The 15,692-nt window shown below is 71.9% G+C and carries 15 protein-coding genes; 7 read left to right on the forward strand and 8 right to left on the reverse strand.

Features of this window, described 5'->3' with window-relative positions; genetic code table 11:
• Both DEJ29_RS10590 and DEJ29_RS10595 read right to left on the reverse strand, forming a co-directional pair.
• Positions 1-564 carry a gluconokinase gene (locus DEJ29_RS10590; protein ID WP_110864025.1) on the reverse strand — a complete coding sequence of 188 codons (564 nt, stop codon included), beginning with the start codon at positions 562-564 and terminating at the stop codon, positions 1-3.
• Positions 561-2,117: a GntP family permease gene (locus DEJ29_RS10595; protein WP_071244816.1), complete on the reverse strand. Its 1,557-nt coding sequence runs from the start codon at positions 2,115-2,117 to the stop codon at positions 561-563. Before DEJ29_RS10595 ends, DEJ29_RS10590 begins: the two co-directional genes overlap by 4 nt.
• A gap of 207 nt (positions 2,118-2,324) precedes the next feature.
• On the opposite strand from DEJ29_RS10595, the gene DEJ29_RS10600 reads away from it, so the two are divergent.
• Positions 2,325-3,023, forward strand: coding sequence for a FadR/GntR family transcriptional regulator (locus DEJ29_RS10600; protein ID WP_181438011.1), 699 nt, complete (start codon positions 2,325-2,327; stop codon positions 3,021-3,023).
• A 106-nt stretch (positions 3,024-3,129) separates the two neighbouring features.
• Here DEJ29_RS10600 and DEJ29_RS10605 read toward each other — a convergent pair whose 3' ends face one another.
• The 5 genes from DEJ29_RS10605 to DEJ29_RS10625 all read right to left on the reverse strand — a co-directional run bounded on the left by DEJ29_RS10605 (position 3,130) and on the right by DEJ29_RS10625 (position 6,533).
• On the reverse strand, positions 3,130-3,735 hold the full coding sequence (locus DEJ29_RS10605; RefSeq protein ID WP_027465815.1) for a GNAT family N-acetyltransferase: 606 nt from the start codon (positions 3,733-3,735) through the stop codon (positions 3,130-3,132).
• 9 nt (positions 3,736-3,744) lie between these two features.
• Positions 3,745-4,428, reverse strand: a complete 684-nt coding sequence (locus DEJ29_RS10610; protein WP_111094607.1) for a uracil-DNA glycosylase — start codon at positions 4,426-4,428, stop codon at positions 3,745-3,747.
• 5 nt (positions 4,429-4,433) lie between these two features.
• Positions 4,434-5,153: a Type 1 glutamine amidotransferase-like domain-containing protein gene (locus DEJ29_RS10615; protein WP_111087831.1), complete on the reverse strand. Its 720-nt coding sequence runs from the start codon at positions 5,151-5,153 to the stop codon at positions 4,434-4,436.
• Positions 5,150-5,677, reverse strand: a complete 528-nt coding sequence (locus tag DEJ29_RS10620; protein WP_051596753.1) for a phosphoribosyltransferase — start codon at positions 5,675-5,677, stop codon at positions 5,150-5,152. The genes DEJ29_RS10615 and DEJ29_RS10620 overlap by 4 nt, the downstream gene beginning before the upstream one ends.
• A gap of 82 nt (positions 5,678-5,759) precedes the next feature.
• On the reverse strand, positions 5,760-6,533 hold the full coding sequence (locus DEJ29_RS10625; protein WP_110895087.1) for an SDR family oxidoreductase: 774 nt from the start codon (positions 6,531-6,533) through the stop codon (positions 5,760-5,762).
• Between the two features lie 122 nt (positions 6,534-6,655).
• Here DEJ29_RS10625 and DEJ29_RS10630 point away from each other — a divergent pair, with 122 nt between their 5' ends.
• The 6 genes from DEJ29_RS10630 (at position 6,656) to DEJ29_RS10655 (ending at position 14,221) form a co-directional block, all read left to right on the forward strand.
• Positions 6,656-7,747 (forward strand): acyltransferase family protein, encoded by a 1,092-nt coding sequence (locus DEJ29_RS10630; RefSeq protein WP_110864020.1) that lies wholly within the window; start codon positions 6,656-6,658, stop codon positions 7,745-7,747.
• Between the two features lie 301 nt (positions 7,748-8,048).
• Positions 8,049-9,380, forward strand: coding sequence for a bifunctional o-acetylhomoserine/o-acetylserine sulfhydrylase (locus tag DEJ29_RS10635; protein ID WP_071404574.1), 1,332 nt, complete (start codon positions 8,049-8,051; stop codon positions 9,378-9,380).
• Positions 9,381-9,650: 270 nt separating this feature from the next.
• Positions 9,651-10,853 carry a homoserine O-acetyltransferase MetX gene (gene metX, locus DEJ29_RS10640; RefSeq protein ID WP_111094606.1) on the forward strand — a complete coding sequence of 401 codons (1,203 nt, stop codon included), beginning with the start codon at positions 9,651-9,653 and terminating at the stop codon, positions 10,851-10,853.
• A gap of 132 nt (positions 10,854-10,985) precedes the next feature.
• Entirely contained in the window at positions 10,986-12,143 is a 1,158-nt protein-coding gene (locus DEJ29_RS10645; protein WP_111094605.1) for a sensor histidine kinase, read from the forward strand.
• Positions 12,140-13,462, forward strand: coding sequence for a hypothetical protein (locus DEJ29_RS10650; RefSeq protein WP_111038591.1), 1,323 nt, complete (start codon positions 12,140-12,142; stop codon positions 13,460-13,462). Before DEJ29_RS10645 ends, DEJ29_RS10650 begins: the two co-directional genes overlap by 4 nt.
• An 87-nt stretch (positions 13,463-13,549) precedes the next feature.
• Entirely contained in the window at positions 13,550-14,221 is a 672-nt protein-coding gene (locus tag DEJ29_RS10655) for a response regulator transcription factor (protein ID WP_017888182.1), read from the forward strand.
• A 189-nt stretch (positions 14,222-14,410) separates the two neighbouring features.
• On the opposite strand, the gene DEJ29_RS10660 is transcribed toward DEJ29_RS10655, so the two are convergent.
• Positions 14,411-15,676: an MFS transporter gene (locus DEJ29_RS10660; protein ID WP_027465824.1), complete on the reverse strand. Its 1,266-nt coding sequence runs from the start codon at positions 15,674-15,676 to the stop codon at positions 14,411-14,413.
• Between the last annotated feature and the right edge of the window lie 16 nt (positions 15,677-15,692).

Genomic DNA, 15,692 nt, shown 5'->3' on the forward strand with positions numbered 1-15,692 from the left:
TCAGGCTCTCGGGATCCGGACCAGTCCGAGCCGCGCCACGACCTCAGCACTCTCCTCTTCCGGGGTGCGGTCGGCGGCGATCGTCAGGTGGGCCTCGTCGGACTGCGGCGGCTCGAGCGTGGCGAGCTGCGACTGCAGCAGCGACGTCGGCATGAAGTGCCCGGAACGCTGCGACATCCGCTCCTCGATGAGCGCACCGTCACCGGCCACGTGCACGAACACCACCCCGGGGGCCCGCAGCACGTCGCGGTACGAGCGCTTCAGGGCCGAGCAGGTCACGACGCCGTTCGTGCCGGCGTCCAGGTGTCCGCGGATCCATCCGGCGACGACGTCGAGCCACGGCCAGCGGTCCTCGTCGGTGAGCGGGGTGCCGGCGTGCATCTTGTCGACGTTCGCCGGCGGGTGCATCGCGTCGCCCTCGGCGAACTCCCACCCGACCTGCTCCGCCACCATGGCGGCGACGGTCGACTTGCCGGACCCGGAGACCCCCATCACGACCAGGACGCGGGCGTCCAGCCCGGCGTCGGCCGCACCGGCAGCAGCAACTCCTCCTGCGCCGCTCATCGGATGAACACCCCGGCCAGCAGGACCCCCAGCAGACCGAACACCGAGATGAGGCACTCGAGCACCGTCCACGTCTTGAACGTCTGCCCCACCGTGGTGCCGAGGTACCCCTTCACCAGCCAGAACCCGGCGTCGTTCACGTGCGACAGGAACACCGAGCCGGCACCGATCGCGAGCACGAGCAGGGAGGTCATCGGCGTCGACAGGTCGGCGGCGATCGGCGCCATGATGCCGGCGGCGGTCACGGTGGCGACCGTGGCCGACCCGGTCGCCACGCGGACCAGGGCCGAGACGACCCAGGCGACGAGCAGCACCGAGACGCCGGAGTCCTTGACGGCGTCGGCGATCACGCCGCCGATGCCGGTGTCGATGAGCACCTGCTTGAACCCACCGCCGGCGCCGACGATGAGCAGCACGCCGGCGATCGGGGGCAGCGCGCTCTCGAGCGACTTCGACACGGCCGAGCGGTCCATCCCGCCGCCGATCGCGAAGAAGACCATCGCGTAGACGGCGGCGATGCCGATGGCGATCATCGGCGAACCGAGGAAGTCGAGCAGGCTCACCCACGAGCCGGCGGCGTCGGGGGCGGTGGCCTCACGGATCGCCTGGGCGAGCATGAGCACGACCGGCAACAGGATGCCGATCAGGGCGACGGTGAACGACGGGCTGCGCGGCTCGCTGATCACGCGCGTGAAGTCGCTCTTGCCGTTGGGCAGGGACGCGGTGTCCTGCGTGGCGGGGCCGCGCCGGGCCTCCCGTCCGGGGTGTGCCGGGTCGTCGGCGAAGGAGGCGGACCCGGAACCCGACCCCGAACCCGGGCCGGCGGTGGCGACCGCCCCACGCGACCCGAACATGTCGGGGACGGGGATGTCGACCCAGCGGGCCGCGAAGCGGGCGAAGAGCGGCCCGGCCAGGATGATCACCGGGATCGCCAGCACGATGCCGAAGGCGAGCGTGGTGCCGAGGTTCGCACCGACGGTGGAGATCGCGACGAGCGGGCCGGGGTGCGGCGGGACGAACGCGTGCATCGTCGACAGGCCGACCAGGGCGGGGACGGCGATCTTCATGATCGGCACCTCGCTCCGCTTGGCGACCAGCACGATGATCGGGATGAGCAGGACGAGGCCGACCTCGAAGAACATGGGCAGCCCGATGAGCGCGCCGATCAGGGCCATCGTCCACGGCAGCGCCGCCTTCGACGACTTCCGCACCAGGGTGTCCACGACGCGGTCCGCTGCGCCGGAGTCGACGAGCATCTTGCCGAACATCGCCCCGAGCCCGACGAGGATGCCGACGCTCGTCATGGTCGCGCCGAAGCCGTCACCGAAGCTCGTGACCGCCTTGTCCGGCGCCAGGCCCGCGCCGATGCCGACGCCGAGCGCGCCGATCGTGAGCGCGATGAACGGGTGCACCTTGAGCCAGGTGATGAGCGCGATGATCACCACGATGCCGACGAGCGCCGCGATGATCAGCTGCGGGATCGAACCGGACGGGTCGACCGTCTCGGTGGTGCCACCCGCGGCGAGCAGGTGGTCCGGGAGAGCGTGAGGCATCAGCGCCCCTTCCTGGAGTCGCTGCTGCGCGGCTCCGTCGCCTTCGTGTCGAGGGTGGACTGGCGGGACGAACGCCGACCCTCAATAATCTGATTAATCAGACTATACGCCGTCGTCCCGCGCGCCAACCGCCCGTCCCCGGAGTCTGCCGCTTCGATGGGACCGGCGTCACGGCGACCGCGTGACCCGTACTGCACGGAGGAAACGATGCCCACCGCACGCGGACTGCACGCCCACGTGCTCGACACCCTGGGCCAGCGGATCGTCGACGGCGACCTGGCCACGGGTTCCGTCGTGCGACCCGAACTGGTCGCCGACGAGTTCGGGGTGTCCCGCTCGGTCGTCCGCGAGGCCCTGCGCGTCCTGCAGTCCCTCGGCCTGGTCGAGCCCCGGCAGCGGGTCGGCACGCTCGTCCGCGACATCACCGCGTGGGAGCTGCTCGCCCCCACCGTGATCCGGTGGCGCGGTACCTCACCGGCGTACTTCGTGCAGCAGCGCGAGCTCGTCGAGCTCCGGCTCGGCGTCGAACCGGTCGCGGCGTCCCTGACCGCCGGCTCCGATGGTGCTGACGCCGTGCTCGCCGCCGCCGAGGACATGCTCGACGCCTGCGGACGCGAGGACAGTCGCGCCTACCTGGAGGCCGACGTCCGCTTCCACCGTGCCCTGCTCACCGGGTCGGGGAACGCCGTGTTCGCGCACTTCGCCGGCACGGTCGAGGCGCTGCTCCGCACCCGCACGTCGGAGTCGCGCGACCCCATCACGCGCTGGACGCGCGAGGCGGCGCTCCGGCACCATGCCGTCGGGCGCGCAGCGGTCGACGGTGACGCGGACGCCGCGGCGGCGGCGGCCACCGCGCTGCTCCGCGTGACGCGCGACGAGTTCATCACCGAGGCGCCGGCAGGCTGACGCGACCGGGCGACGGCCTGGAGGCGCGTGCCGGGGCCGCCACGGGCCTCCCGTCCGCCCTGTGGCCGCGTCTCGAGCGTGACGCGCGTCGACCGCGTCGGCTCCGTCAGCGTCGTCGCGCGAACAGCCGCGGGCCGCGCAGGCGGAGCCGCATCGTGACGGTGCCGAGCCAGCGGTCGTACTTGTAGCCGACCTTGCCCATCCGGCCCACTTCCTCGAAGCCGAGCCGCTCGTGCAGCCGGATCGACGCCTCGGCCTGGCGGTCCGCGATGACGGCGACGACCTCGCGCACGCCGGCCGACCGGCACTCGTCGAGCAGCGCCTCCATCAGCGCGCGGCCGAGCCCCTTGCCACCGGACGCGGCGCCGAGGTAGATCGAGTCCTCGACGACGTGGTTCGAGCGGTCCCGCGGGTTCCACGCGTCGACCAGGGCGTACCCGAGGATCTGCCCGGCGGGGTTCTCCGCCACCAGGAACGGCAGGCGGCGCTTCCGGATGTCGTCGTAGCGCTTCTTCCACGCGGCGTACGTGAACGCCGCCGGGTCGAAGGTCACCGACGAGTTGCGGACGTAGTGCGTGTGGATCTCGCGCACGTGGGGCAGGTCCCCCACCTCGGCCGCACGGATGCGGTACTCGAAGGCCGTCTCGGTCGCCGCCGGGGCACGCAGGTGCCGCGGCAGGACCCGCCGTCGCTGGTATTCCTCCTCGAGCACGTGCCGAGCCTACTGAGCGGGCAGCGTCCAGTCGACGGGCGGTGCGCCCTGCGACTCGAGCAGCGCGTTCACCTGCGAGAACGGTCGGCTGCCGAAGAACCCACGCGACGCGCTGAGCGGGCTCGGGTGGGCCGACGCGACGACCGGGGTGTCGCCGAGGAGCGGTCGCACCGAACCGGCCTGGGCGCCCCAGAGCACGGCGACGAGCGGGGTGCCACGGGCGACCAGGGCACGGACGGCCTGGTCGGTCACCGATTCCCAGCCCTTGCCGCGGTGGCTGCCGGCCTCGCCCGCCTGCACGGTGAGCACCCGGTTGAGCAGCAGGACGCCCTGGTCGGACCACGCCCGCAGGTCGCCGTGCGGCGGGGGCGTCACGCCGAGGTCGTCGGCGAGCTCGCGGTAGATGTTCGCCAGGCTCCGCGGCACCGGACGGACGGCCGGGTCGACGGCGAAGGACAGACCGATCGGGTGGCCGGGCGTCGGGTACGGGTCCTGCCCGACGACCAGCACCTTGACGGCGTCGAACGGGCTCGTGAACGCGCGGAGCACGTCGCCGCCGGCGGGCAGGTAGTGGCGACCGGCTGCGGTCTCGTCGCGGAGCCACTCGCCGATCCTGTGTACGTCGGGTTCGACGGGTGCGAGGGCATCGGCCCAGCCGGGGTCGACCAGGTCGGCGAGTGGCCGTGGTTCCACGTCGGCTACGCGCCCATGGTGGCGACGGCCACCGACTCCTCGCCGGCCATCACACGCCAGACGCTGCCGGTCCCGCGGACCTCGAGCGCGCCCTCGCCGACGACGAGCGTGGTGTCCTCGTCGATCGCGAGTCCGGCGGTGACGAACTCGGCCTCGGCGCTGGCGATGAGCCGCGCGAGCGTGCCGGCCTGCACCGCGTGCACGTCGATGGTCAGGTCGACCAGGCCGAGGCCCTCGCGGAGCTCGACCTCGTCCAGCCCCTCGGACGCCGCCTCGGGGCAGATCTCGACGCCGCCGATGCGCCAGCCGCCCACCAGGGCACGGTCGGCGGCGATCATCGCACCGGCCGAGTAGCCGAGGTAGGGCAGACCGTCGGAGACGAGCAGCCGGAGCTGGTCGACGAGCGGGGCGATCGCCGCCAGGTAGTCGGGGGTGACGCCGCCGCCGACCACCAGGGCGTCGACGTCGCTCAGGACGGTGGTGTCGAAGACCTGACCGGCCGCGACCTCGGTGACGAGCACCTCGGCCGTGCGCGGGCCGCCGAGGACCTCGGCGATGTCGGCCGTCGACGACGGGCTGCCGCCGTCCGGGCCCGCCACGGAGAGCAGGGCGATGCGCGGGATGCTCCGGCCGACCGCTGCCGAACGGGCGGTCGCCTCGGCGAGGAACGGTGCTGCGGCGTCCGAGGCGGCGAACAGACCGCCGCCGACCAGGTGGATGCTCACGACTCGGCCGTCACGGGGGCGAGGGCGCTCCACGGGAACGTGATCCAGCCGTCGACCCGGCGCCACACGTGGTCGGGCTCGAGGACGGTGCCGGGCTTCGAGTACAGGCAGGCGCTCCGGACGTCGGCACCGGCGTTCCGGATGATGTCGACCACCAGGCGCAGGGTGCGGCCGGAGTCCGACACGTCGTCGACGACGAGGACCCGCTTGCCGGCCAGGCTCGGGGCGTCGAGGGCGGGGGCGAGCACGACCGGCTCCTCCAGCCGCTGCTCGACGTCGGTGTAGAACTCGACGTTGATCGAGCCGCACTCCTTGGTGCCGAGGGCGTACGCCACGGCGCCGGCGATGATCAGTCCGCCGCGGGCGACGGCGACGACGACCTCGGGCTCGAAGCCGCTGGACAGGACGTCCTTGGCGAGCAGGCGTGCGGCGTCACCGAACTCGAGCCAGCCGAGTACCTCGGGCCCGCTCGTCACGGTCACGGTGGACGGAGCCGCGGGCTCGGGTTCGCTGCTGATCGGCATCCGACCACGGTACCGGCAGGGAGCCCGCGCCCGCGACCCGCGGCAGCAGCCCGGGCGCTGCGCGGGTCCGGCGCGGGTCGGCTCAGCGGGGCGTCAGCGGGCCGCGCGCCAGCTTGTGCTGCGCCGACTGCGCCACCGGCCGGATCGTCACGAGGTCGAGGTTCACGTGTGCCGGCAGCTCCACCGCGTGCACGATCGCCTCGGCGACGTCGTCGGCCACGAGCGGCTCCGGCACGTCGTCGTACACCGCGGCGGCCTTCTGCTCGTCCCCGCGGAACCGGGTGAGCGCGAACTCGTCGGTCTTCACCATGCCCGGCGCGATCTCGACGACCCGGATCGGCTCGCCGTTCAGTTCGAGCCGGAGCGCGCCGACCAGGGCGTGCTCGGCGAACTTCGCGGCGTTGTAGCCGCCACCGTTCTCGTACGCGACGAACCCGGCGGTGCTGGTCACCGTGACGATGTCCGCTCCCCCGGACGCGCGAGCGCGGTCGCGCAGGTGCGGCAGCAGCGCGGAGACGACACGCTTCGTGCCGATCACGTTGACCTCGAACATGGCGCGCCAGTCGTCGACGTCGGACTCCTCGACGCTCGCCGAACCGAACGCCCCACCCGCGTTGTTCACGAGCACGTCGGCACCGCCGAGGTCCGCGACCCGCGCGGCGAGCGCCGCCACGTCGTCGGCGTCCGTGATGTCGGCGACCAGGGTGTCGGCCCCGGTCTCCGCGGCGAGCGCCTCGAGCTTCGCGGCGCGGCGGGCCACGGCGAGCACGTCCCAGCCCCGCGACCGGAACAGCCGGACGGTGGCCGCCCCGATGCCCGAGCTCGCTCCGGTGACGACTGCGCGCCGTGCTGCCATGTGATCTGCCTCCTGCGTCGGTGACCGGGCGTGTGGTTGCCCGGTCCGCCCACCGTACCGAGCGGGACGCTTCCGGCACCGCACCGGGCCGTCCAGATCACGATCCGGTAACGTGACCGGCGATGACGACGGATGCCGCCCCTCCCGCCCCTTCGGCCCCGGCGACGCAGCTCGAGCCCGGTCGAGCCCCGCGCCGGATCCCGATGTGGGACACCGCGCGGTTCGTCGCGGTCACGCTCGTGGTCATCGGCCACGCGATCCAGCGGCAGACGCCGGCGAGCGAGCACGCCCTGGCGCTCTACACGTTCATCTACGCGTTCCACATGCCGGCGTTCGGAGTGATCAGCGGCTACTTCTCGTCGGCCGACACCCCGACGGCGAAGCGGATGCGGCGGACGATCACGGACATCGTCGTGCCGTACATCATCATGCAGACGATCTGGACCGTGGTGCAGGGCATCGTCGAGGGCGGCAAGGACTTCAACCCGACGAAGCCGACGTGGACCCTGTGGTTCCTGCTGGCCCTGGGCATCTTCAAGCTGATCCTGCCGTACCTGGCGCAGCTGCGGTGGCCGCTGTTCTGGGCGGTCGTGTTCAGCATCGGCGTGGGCTACTTCGACAACGTCGACTCCACGCTCTCGCTGTCCCGCGCGATCAGCCTGCTGCCGTTCTTCCTGCTCGGCTGGCAGGTCAAGCAGTGGGGCGTCTTCGACCGCTGGTACGAGGCGTCCCGCCGCACGGTCGTCCGGGTGCGGATCGCCGCCGTCGTGGTGTTCGCGGCGTGGGCGGTGTCGTGCGCGGTCTGGATCCCGCAGTTCAAGGAGTTCGACCTGCACCACTGGTTCTTCTACGACGACTCCTACTCGGGGCTCGGCGAGGACGCCTGGTGGGCGGGTGCGGTGCGCTTCGGCCTGATGCTGCTCGCGACCTTGCTGACGGCGTCGTTCCTGGTGCTCATCCCCCGTCGGAACGTCTGGATCACGCAGTTCGGCGCGGCGACGATGTACGTCTACCTGCTCCACACGTTCGTGCTCTACCCGATCCGGGAGTCCGGCGTCCTGGCCGGCGAGCACTCGGCATGGCCGTTCGTGCTCCTCATGGTCGTCATCGCGTGCGCCGTCAGCCTCTTCCTGGCGCAGCCCTTCGTGCGGCGCGGGATGCGGTGGCTGCTCGAGCCGAAGGTCGACTGGCTGTTCCGCCGCGACAAGGCGTAGCGGTGCCACCTCGCACCGTGCGCGTTCCTCCGGCCGGTGCGAGCTTGCCCGTTCCGTGCGGCGCGGCAGCGCCGCACCGAACCACCGACCTCGCACCGTCCGACGGTGACAGCACGGTGCGGGCGGATGGACGGCCGGGAGGCCCGTGGCGCGTCGGGCGGGTGCGTTACGTCCCGAGGCGGGTGCGGTGGTGCGGGCCCGGCCACCTGCGTACCGTGACACCCGACGCACAGCCGCGCCGCGCCTCCAGGCCGAGCGCAGGGCGACCCGACGACCAGCCGCACCGGACAGGAGCACCAAGATGACCGAGCACGACGCCGCGCAGTGGCAGTTCGAGACCACCCAGGTCCACGCCGGCGCACAGCCGGACCCGACCACGGGCGCCCGAGCGACGCCCATCTACAAGACGACCTCGTACGTCTTCGCGAACTCGGACGAAGCGCGCGACCTGTTCGCGCTCGCCAAGCCGGGCAACATCTACTCCCGGATCATGAACCCGACGAACGACGTCGTCGAGCAGCGGATCGCCGCGCTCGAGGGCGGGTCCGGGGCCCTGCTCGTCGCCTCCGGCCAGGCCGCCGAGACCTACGCGGTGCTGAACATCGCCGGGGCGGGTGACCACATCGTCTCGTCGTCGTCGATCTACGGCGGCACGTACAACCTGTTCAAGTACACGCTGGCGAAGCTCGGCATCGAGACGACGTTCGTCGAGGACCAGGACGACCTCGAGGAGTGGCGCCGCGCGGTCCGCCCGAACACGAAGCTGTTCTTCGCCGAGACCATCGGCAACCCGAAGATCAACGTCCTCGACATCACGGGCGTCAGCGACGTCGCCCACGAGTCCGGTGTCCCGCTGATCGTCGACAACACGATCGCGACGCCGTACCTGATCCGTCCGTTCGAGCACGGTGCCGACATCGTGGTGCACTCGGCCACGAAGTTCCTCGGCGGCCACGGCACGGTCATCGGCGGGATCATCGTCGACGGCGGGAAGTTCGCCTGGTCGCAGCACGCCGACCGGTTCCCGGAGTTCAACACGCCCGACCCGTCGTACCACGGCGCGGTCTTCGCCGAGGCGGTCGGCAACGAGCTCGCCTACATCGTGAAGGCCCGGGTGCAGCTGCTCCGCGACCTCGGTGCGTCGAACTCGGCGGACACGGCGTTCGCGCTGCTGCAGGGCATCGAGACCCTGTCGCTCCGCATCGAGCGGCACGTGTCCAACGCGCAGGAGATCGCGGAGTGGCTCGACCAGCACCCCGACGTCGCCACGGTCGCCTACGCCGGGCTGCCGACTTCGCCCTGGTACGCGGCCGCGAACCGGTACGCGCCGAAGGGCGTCGGTGCTGTGCTGTCGTTCGAACTCAAGGGCGGGGTCACCGCGGGCAAGGCGTTCGTCGACAACCTGCAGCTCTTCTCGCACCTCGCGAACATCGGTGACGTCCGCTCGCTCGTGATCCACCCGGCATCGACCACGCACTCGCAGTTGACCCCCGAGCAGCAGCTCACCACCGGGGTCACGCCCGGCCTGGTGCGCCTGTCGGTCGGCATCGAGAACATCGCCGACCTGAAGGCCGACCTCGAGGCCGGGCTCGCCGCGGCCCGGGCGATCGCGCAGGAGAGCCAGCGCGCGTAGGGTTCGCCCGTCCTGCTTGCCTGCCTGGCTGGCTGCCGATGCGAGTGCATGTTGCGACGTCCCACGTGTCGATCGACGCGTGGGACGTCGCTCGTTGCACACGCATCCGGTACGTGCGCATGGTGCGACGATCCACGAGTCGAACGACGCGCACGATGTCGGAACATGCGCGCGCACGGAACGGTGAGCGCGGCCGTGGGCCCGGCCACGCGCCGGGCGTGACGTAACACGGCGGCGGCGACCCGCGCCTCCCGGCAGACTGGACGCACGATGGACTGGCAGACGACCCCCGAGGACTCCGTGCCGTCCACCCTGGTGCCCGGCACCGAACTCGGCACCCTCGGCAAGCCGCCCGTGACCGGTGCCTGGCGTCCCGGTGACCACCCGGGTGCACGCCACTTCGAGTCCCTCGGCGAGCAGTGGGTGCGCGGCGGCCGCCTGCCGTCCGTGCGCGTGGCCTACGAGACGTGGGGCACGCTCAACGCCGCCCGCGACAACGCGGTGCTCGTCCTGCACGCCCTGACCGGGGACTCGCACGTGACCGGTGCCGCCGGCCCGGGCCACCGCACCGCCGGCTGGTGGGGCGACGTCGTCGGCCCCGGCCGGGCGATCGACACCGACCGGTGGTTCGTCATCGCGCCGAACATGCTCGGCGGCTGCCAGGGCACCACCGGGCCGTCGTCGGTGTCGCCGACGGGCGCGGAGTGGGGCTCGCGGTTCACGTTCGTGACGGTGCGCGACCAGGTCGAGGTGCAGGCGCAGCTCGCCGACCGGCTCGGCATCGAGACCTTCGCGGCCGTCGTCGGCGGGTCGATGGGCGGTATGCACGCCCTCGAGTTCGCGGTCTCGCACCCCGCGCGCGTGCAGCGGCTGGCGGTCCTCGCGTCGACGGCACAGACCACCGCCGACCAGATCGCGGCGAACTCGCTGCAGCGGGCCGCGATCCAGATGGACCCGGCGTTCGCGGGCGGCGACTACTACGAGGCCGACGTCGGCGAGGGCCCGCACCGCGGGCTGTCCCTGGCCCGACGGATGGCACTCATGACCTACCGGGCGTCGGACGAGCTGAACAGCCGCTTTGCGCGGTCCTGGCAGAGCGACGTCTCCCCGCTCGGCGACGACGGCCGGTTCTCGGTGGAGAGCTACCTCGACTTCCACGGCAACAAGTTCACCCGGCGGTTCGACGCCTCGAGCTACGTGACGCTGACGTACGCGATGGACTCGCACGACGTCGGCGCCGGGCGCGGCGGGGTCTCGGCGGCACTCGGGCTGGTGACCGCACGGACCCTGGTCGTGGGGATCTCGAGCGACCGGCTGTTCCCCGTCGAGGACCAGCACCGGATCGCCGCGGGCGTGCCGGACGCGCTCGACGGGGACACCGCAGCGGTGATCGAGAGCGAGTTCGGACACGACGGGTTCCTCATCGAGCACGAGCAGGTCGGGGCGCACCTGCGGCGGCTGCTCGACTCCTGAGCGGGCCTGCCTGCCACCACGGCGCGCCGAAGACCCCCCAACGGGTGGCGCGCGTGGAATGATGGCGTGGAGCTCGGCACTGACCGACGCTCGGTTTCCCGCACCGCCAGATCGTCACCAACCAGGACATCGATGGACTTCATCGCACAGGAACGCGACCGCTTGCTGCGGTCGGCGACCCGTGTCGTGGGCATCGTCTGCGCGCTCGTCAGCGTCGTGGGCATCCTCTCCGCCGCGGCCGTGCCCACGCTGCCCCTCATCGGCGCACTCCTCTGCATCGCCGCGATGATCACCGCGCTCGTGTGCTTCGCTCGCGGCGGCGAAGTGTGGTGGACCGCCGCCATCGTCGTCGCCGGACTCGCCACGATGGTGCTGCTCTTCACCGGAGTCCCCGACTCGGCGCGGCCCCTCGTCGCCAGCGCCGTCATGCCCCTGGCCGCCGGCGGGCTCTCGGCACCGCTGATGGCCCAGCGCGGGCACCCGGTCGGTCTCGCCATCACCATCGCCGGGGGCGGCGCCGTGGTGGTGCTCATGGTGTGGGGATCGGGCTCGCTCCTGTCGACCCCGGTCAGCGGCGCACTGCTCGGGTGGATCCTGATGGCCGTCGTGGCGATCTGGATCTCGCGCAGCATCCCCCGCGTCGCCCGTCGCATCTACAGCATCGGCACCGCCCACCGCGCCGAACGGCAGGCCAGCGAGACCGAGGCGCAGCGCCGCCAGGGTGCCCGCCTGCTGCACGACACGGTGCTCGCGACCCTGACGCTGCTGGCGCACTCCGGCGTCGGCGTCTCCGAGCAGGCCATGCGCGAGCAGGCCGCCGAGGACGCCCGACTGCTGCGCCACCTGCGCCTCGGTGCGACCCCGCAGCCCTCACAGTCCGGTGACTACTCGCTCACCCGCGAAGAGGAATCACCGCTCGGGCAGACCCTCGAGTCGGTCAAGCAGCGCTTCGGCCGGATGGGGCTCGAGGTCAGCTGGCACGGCACCGGGCAGGTCCTGCTGCCGTCGAACGTGCTCGACGCGTTCCTCCTCGCGCTCGGCGAGTGCCTCGAGAACGTCCGTCGGCACGCTGGGGTCGGCGAGGCGCACGTCACGATCGTCCACGACAACGAGGTCGTCCGTGCGATGGTCACCGACTCCGGCGTCGGCTTCGACCTCACCACCGTCAGTGCCGAGCGACTCGGCTTCAAGGAGAGCGTCGTGAACCGCCTGCGCGAGGTCGGCGGCGACGCGAAGCTCTTCTCCGCGCCGGGCTCCGGCACCACCGTCGTCCTGGAGGCACCGCGATGACCCGGGTCCCCGAGGACACCATCGGCCGCAGCCTGCCCGGCGAGACCGCTCCACCAGCCCCCCGCACCCGACGCGAGGCGCGCGAGCGGTACCGCACGAGCGAACGTCGCCAGGCCAGGGGGCTCCCGTCGACGTCCACCGGTGCCCGGTCCCTGCGGCAGGCCGCCAAGCCCGGGGCCTCGCTCGGTGCCGGGTACCTCGGCCTCGGCGCCGCGGTCCTCACCGCGATCGAGGCCGTCGCCGGCATAGCGTTCTTCCTGGTGCGCTGGAACGAGTACTCCGACCCGTGGTTGCCCGCGGTCGCCTGGGGGCTCTACGTCGTCGCCGCCGTCGGGGTCGGACTCAGTGTCCTGACCTACGGCGAACGGCTGACGGGTCCGGCCTTCGCGCTGATCTGCGTCGTGCTGGCCTGCGTGGTCACGCTCGACTTCATCGGCATCTGGCCCGAGCACGACATCGCGCACACCGCGACCGCGTCGATGGCCGCCGGGTTCGCCCTGCTGCCGATCGCCACGCTCCGACCCGCCCGCGAGGTCGCCGTCGCCATCGGTGCGCTCGGCATCGCGTTCATCGTGATGGCCGTCGCGTCGACGCCGATCACGCACGACACCATGCCCGGCATCGTGTCCCTGCTGTCGCTCGTCGTCGTGCCGCCGGCGCTCGCGCTGTACGTCGTGCAGCGGTTCCGCCAGCTCGTGCAGCGCGAACTCGACCGGGTGCTCGTGCAGAGCAACGTGCAGGCGCCGCAGTTCGCCGTCGGCATGCTCGCCTCGGACGAGCTCGCCCGGCTCGACCTGGCCGCCGAGAAGCTGCTCGACGCCGTCGCCAACGGCACCGACCCGCTGCCGCTGTCCGACGCCTCGAGCTCCGTCGCCGCGTCGCTCGCCACCGAGCTCCGCCTGCACCTGATCGAGGGCCGTCGCGAGACCTGGCTCTACCACGCGATCACCGAGTCCGACCACCTCGGTCGCTCGGTGAGCGTCGCCGACCCGACCGCCCTGGCGGGGCACCTCTCCCCCACCCAGCGCGACGGGCTGCTGCAGGCGATCTGGCAGATGGTCGGCGACGGCCGCACCGCGCAGCCCGGCATGCCCGTCGTCTCCGTCACCCTCGGCCCCATCGGTTCCGACGGTCACCCGGTCAGCGACGACACCATGGACGTCCCCGTCGTCATCGAGTCCCGAGGGGTGCCCCGGCGCAGCCTCGGCCCGACGGCGTGGAGCGCCCTGCAGCGCATCGGCCCGTACACCGAGACCGTCCGCGACGGCGCGCTGCACATCGTCGCGCACTGCGTCGTGAACCGACATCCGTCGATGTAGCTGCCGGACACCCGCACGCCTGACCGACTTCCGGCCCGCATCCTCCTAGGATCGGCCGAGCAATCCGCACCGAGAAAGGACGCCAGCATGGCGACTCCAGAGGAACCGATCCGACTCGCACTGGTCGACGACCACAGGATGCTCCTCGGCGCGCTCACGGAGTGGATCCGGAACGCGGCCGACGACATCACCCTGGTGGCCGCCGTCACGACCTGGCCCGAGCTCCTGACGAGCCCGGCGTTCCCGGTCGACGTGGTGCTGCTGGACCTGGACCTCAAGGACTCCATCCCGGTGTCGCTGAAGATCTCGACGCTCAAGACCGCGGGCGTCAAGACCGTCGTCATGAGCACCTACTCGGAGCCGAACGTCGTGCGCGAGGCCCTCGGCGCCGGCGCGCTCGGGTACCTCGTCAAGAGCGAGGACGCCGACATGATCGTCGAGGCGATCCGCTCCGCCCAGCGCGGCGAGCAGTACGTCTCGGCCGAGCTCGACCTCGCCATCAACAGCGGTGACGTCGGCGGTGTCCCGAAGCTCAGCGCCCAGGAGCGTCGCGTAATGGCCCTGTACGGCGGTGGCGAGCCCGTCAAGAGCGTCGCCTACCAGCTCGGCATCTCCGAGGAGACCGCGAAGAGCTACCTCAAGCGCATCCGCGAGAAGTACCGCGTCGCCGGCTTCGATGTCGGCACGAAGGTCGCGCTGCGGAAGCGTGCGATCACCGACGGCATCATCGTGCAGGACGGCAGCCCCCTGGGGCTGTAGCGCGCGGCGCGCTTCGCGCGGTGCGCTTCGCGCGTTGCACTTCGTGAGCAGCAATGGTCGGGTCCCGTCACGGGACCCGACCATTGCTGCTCACCATGTGCGGTGGCCGCGCCATACGACGGACGGGAGGCCCGTGGTGGCGTCGCCACGGGCCTCCCGTCCGGTGGGTGCGTTCGCGCACCCCGCGTGTCAGGCCGTCGGGACCGGTGCGGTGATCGGACCGGTGGACGGCGACGAGGAGCGGACCGCAGCGCGACGGGTGCTCCGCCGCTCGACCGCGTAACTGACCATCGTCACCAGGACGCCGAGCAGCGCGAGGCCGATGCCGAGCCAGCCCGGCGCGAGGAACCCGAAGCCGGCGGCGATGACGGCGCCACCCAGGGCCGCACCGATCGAGTTGCCGATGTTGAAGGCCGAGTGGTTCAGCGCCGCCGCGATCGTGCGGGCATCCCCGGCGACGTCCATCAGGCGCGACTGCACCGCCGGCGGGATCGCCGACGAGGTCGCACCGAGCAGGAACGCGCCGAGCAGCATGCCCCAGAGCCACTGCGCCGTCAGGACGGTGACGAGCAGGGCGCCGATGAGCGCGAACATGCCGACGTAGATCGTGCGCTTCACGCTGTGGTCGGCCAGGTGTCCGCCGAGCACCCCGCCGACGACCATGCCGATGCCCACGACGACGAGCACGATCGGCACGAACGACTCGGGCATCCCGGTGACGTTCTGCACGAGCGGCGAGATGTACGAGTACACCGCGAAGAACCCACCGAACCCGACGGCGCCGAGGCCCATCACGATCCAGACCTGCGGCACGCGGAACGCCCGGAGCTCACGGCCGATCGTGGCGTGCTCGTCGCGGGCGCTCTTCGGCACGAAGGCCGCGACGGCCAGGAACGTCAGGGCGAACAGCGCGGCGACGACGCCGTAGGCGACCCGCCACCCGGCGACCTGTCCGACCCACGTGATCGCCGGGACCCCGACGACGTTCGCGACCGACAGGCCGAGCAGCACCATGGCGATGCCCTTGCCGCGCTTGCCCGGGCCCATCATGTCGCCGGCGACGATCGACGCGATGCCGAAGTAGGCGCCGTGCGGCAGGCCCGCGACGAAGCGGGCGACGAGCACCAGGCCGAACGAGGGCAGCAGTGCGCTCGCGATCGTCGCGACGACGAACCCGACGAGCAGCACGAGGATCAGGCCCTTGCGCGGGAACCGGGCGGACATCGCCGCGATGGTCGGCGCGCCGACGACGACCCCGAGGGCGTACGCGCTGACGAGCCAGCCGGCGTGGGCGATCCCGGCGTCGGGGTCGATGCCGTACTGCTCGGGGAGCAGGGCCTGCGCGATGTTCGGCAGCAGCCCCATCGCGACGAACTCGGTCGAGCCGATGGCGAACCCGCCGAGGGCGAGCGAGATGAGCGCGAGGGTGCGACGCGCAGGCGTGAGCTGTGACATGGGGCCTGTTCTCGTG

It is taken from the genome of Curtobacterium sp. MCPF17_021 (assembly GCF_003234605.2).
GTDB classification, from domain to species: domain Bacteria; phylum Actinomycetota; class Actinomycetes; order Actinomycetales; family Microbacteriaceae; genus Curtobacterium; species Curtobacterium flaccumfaciens.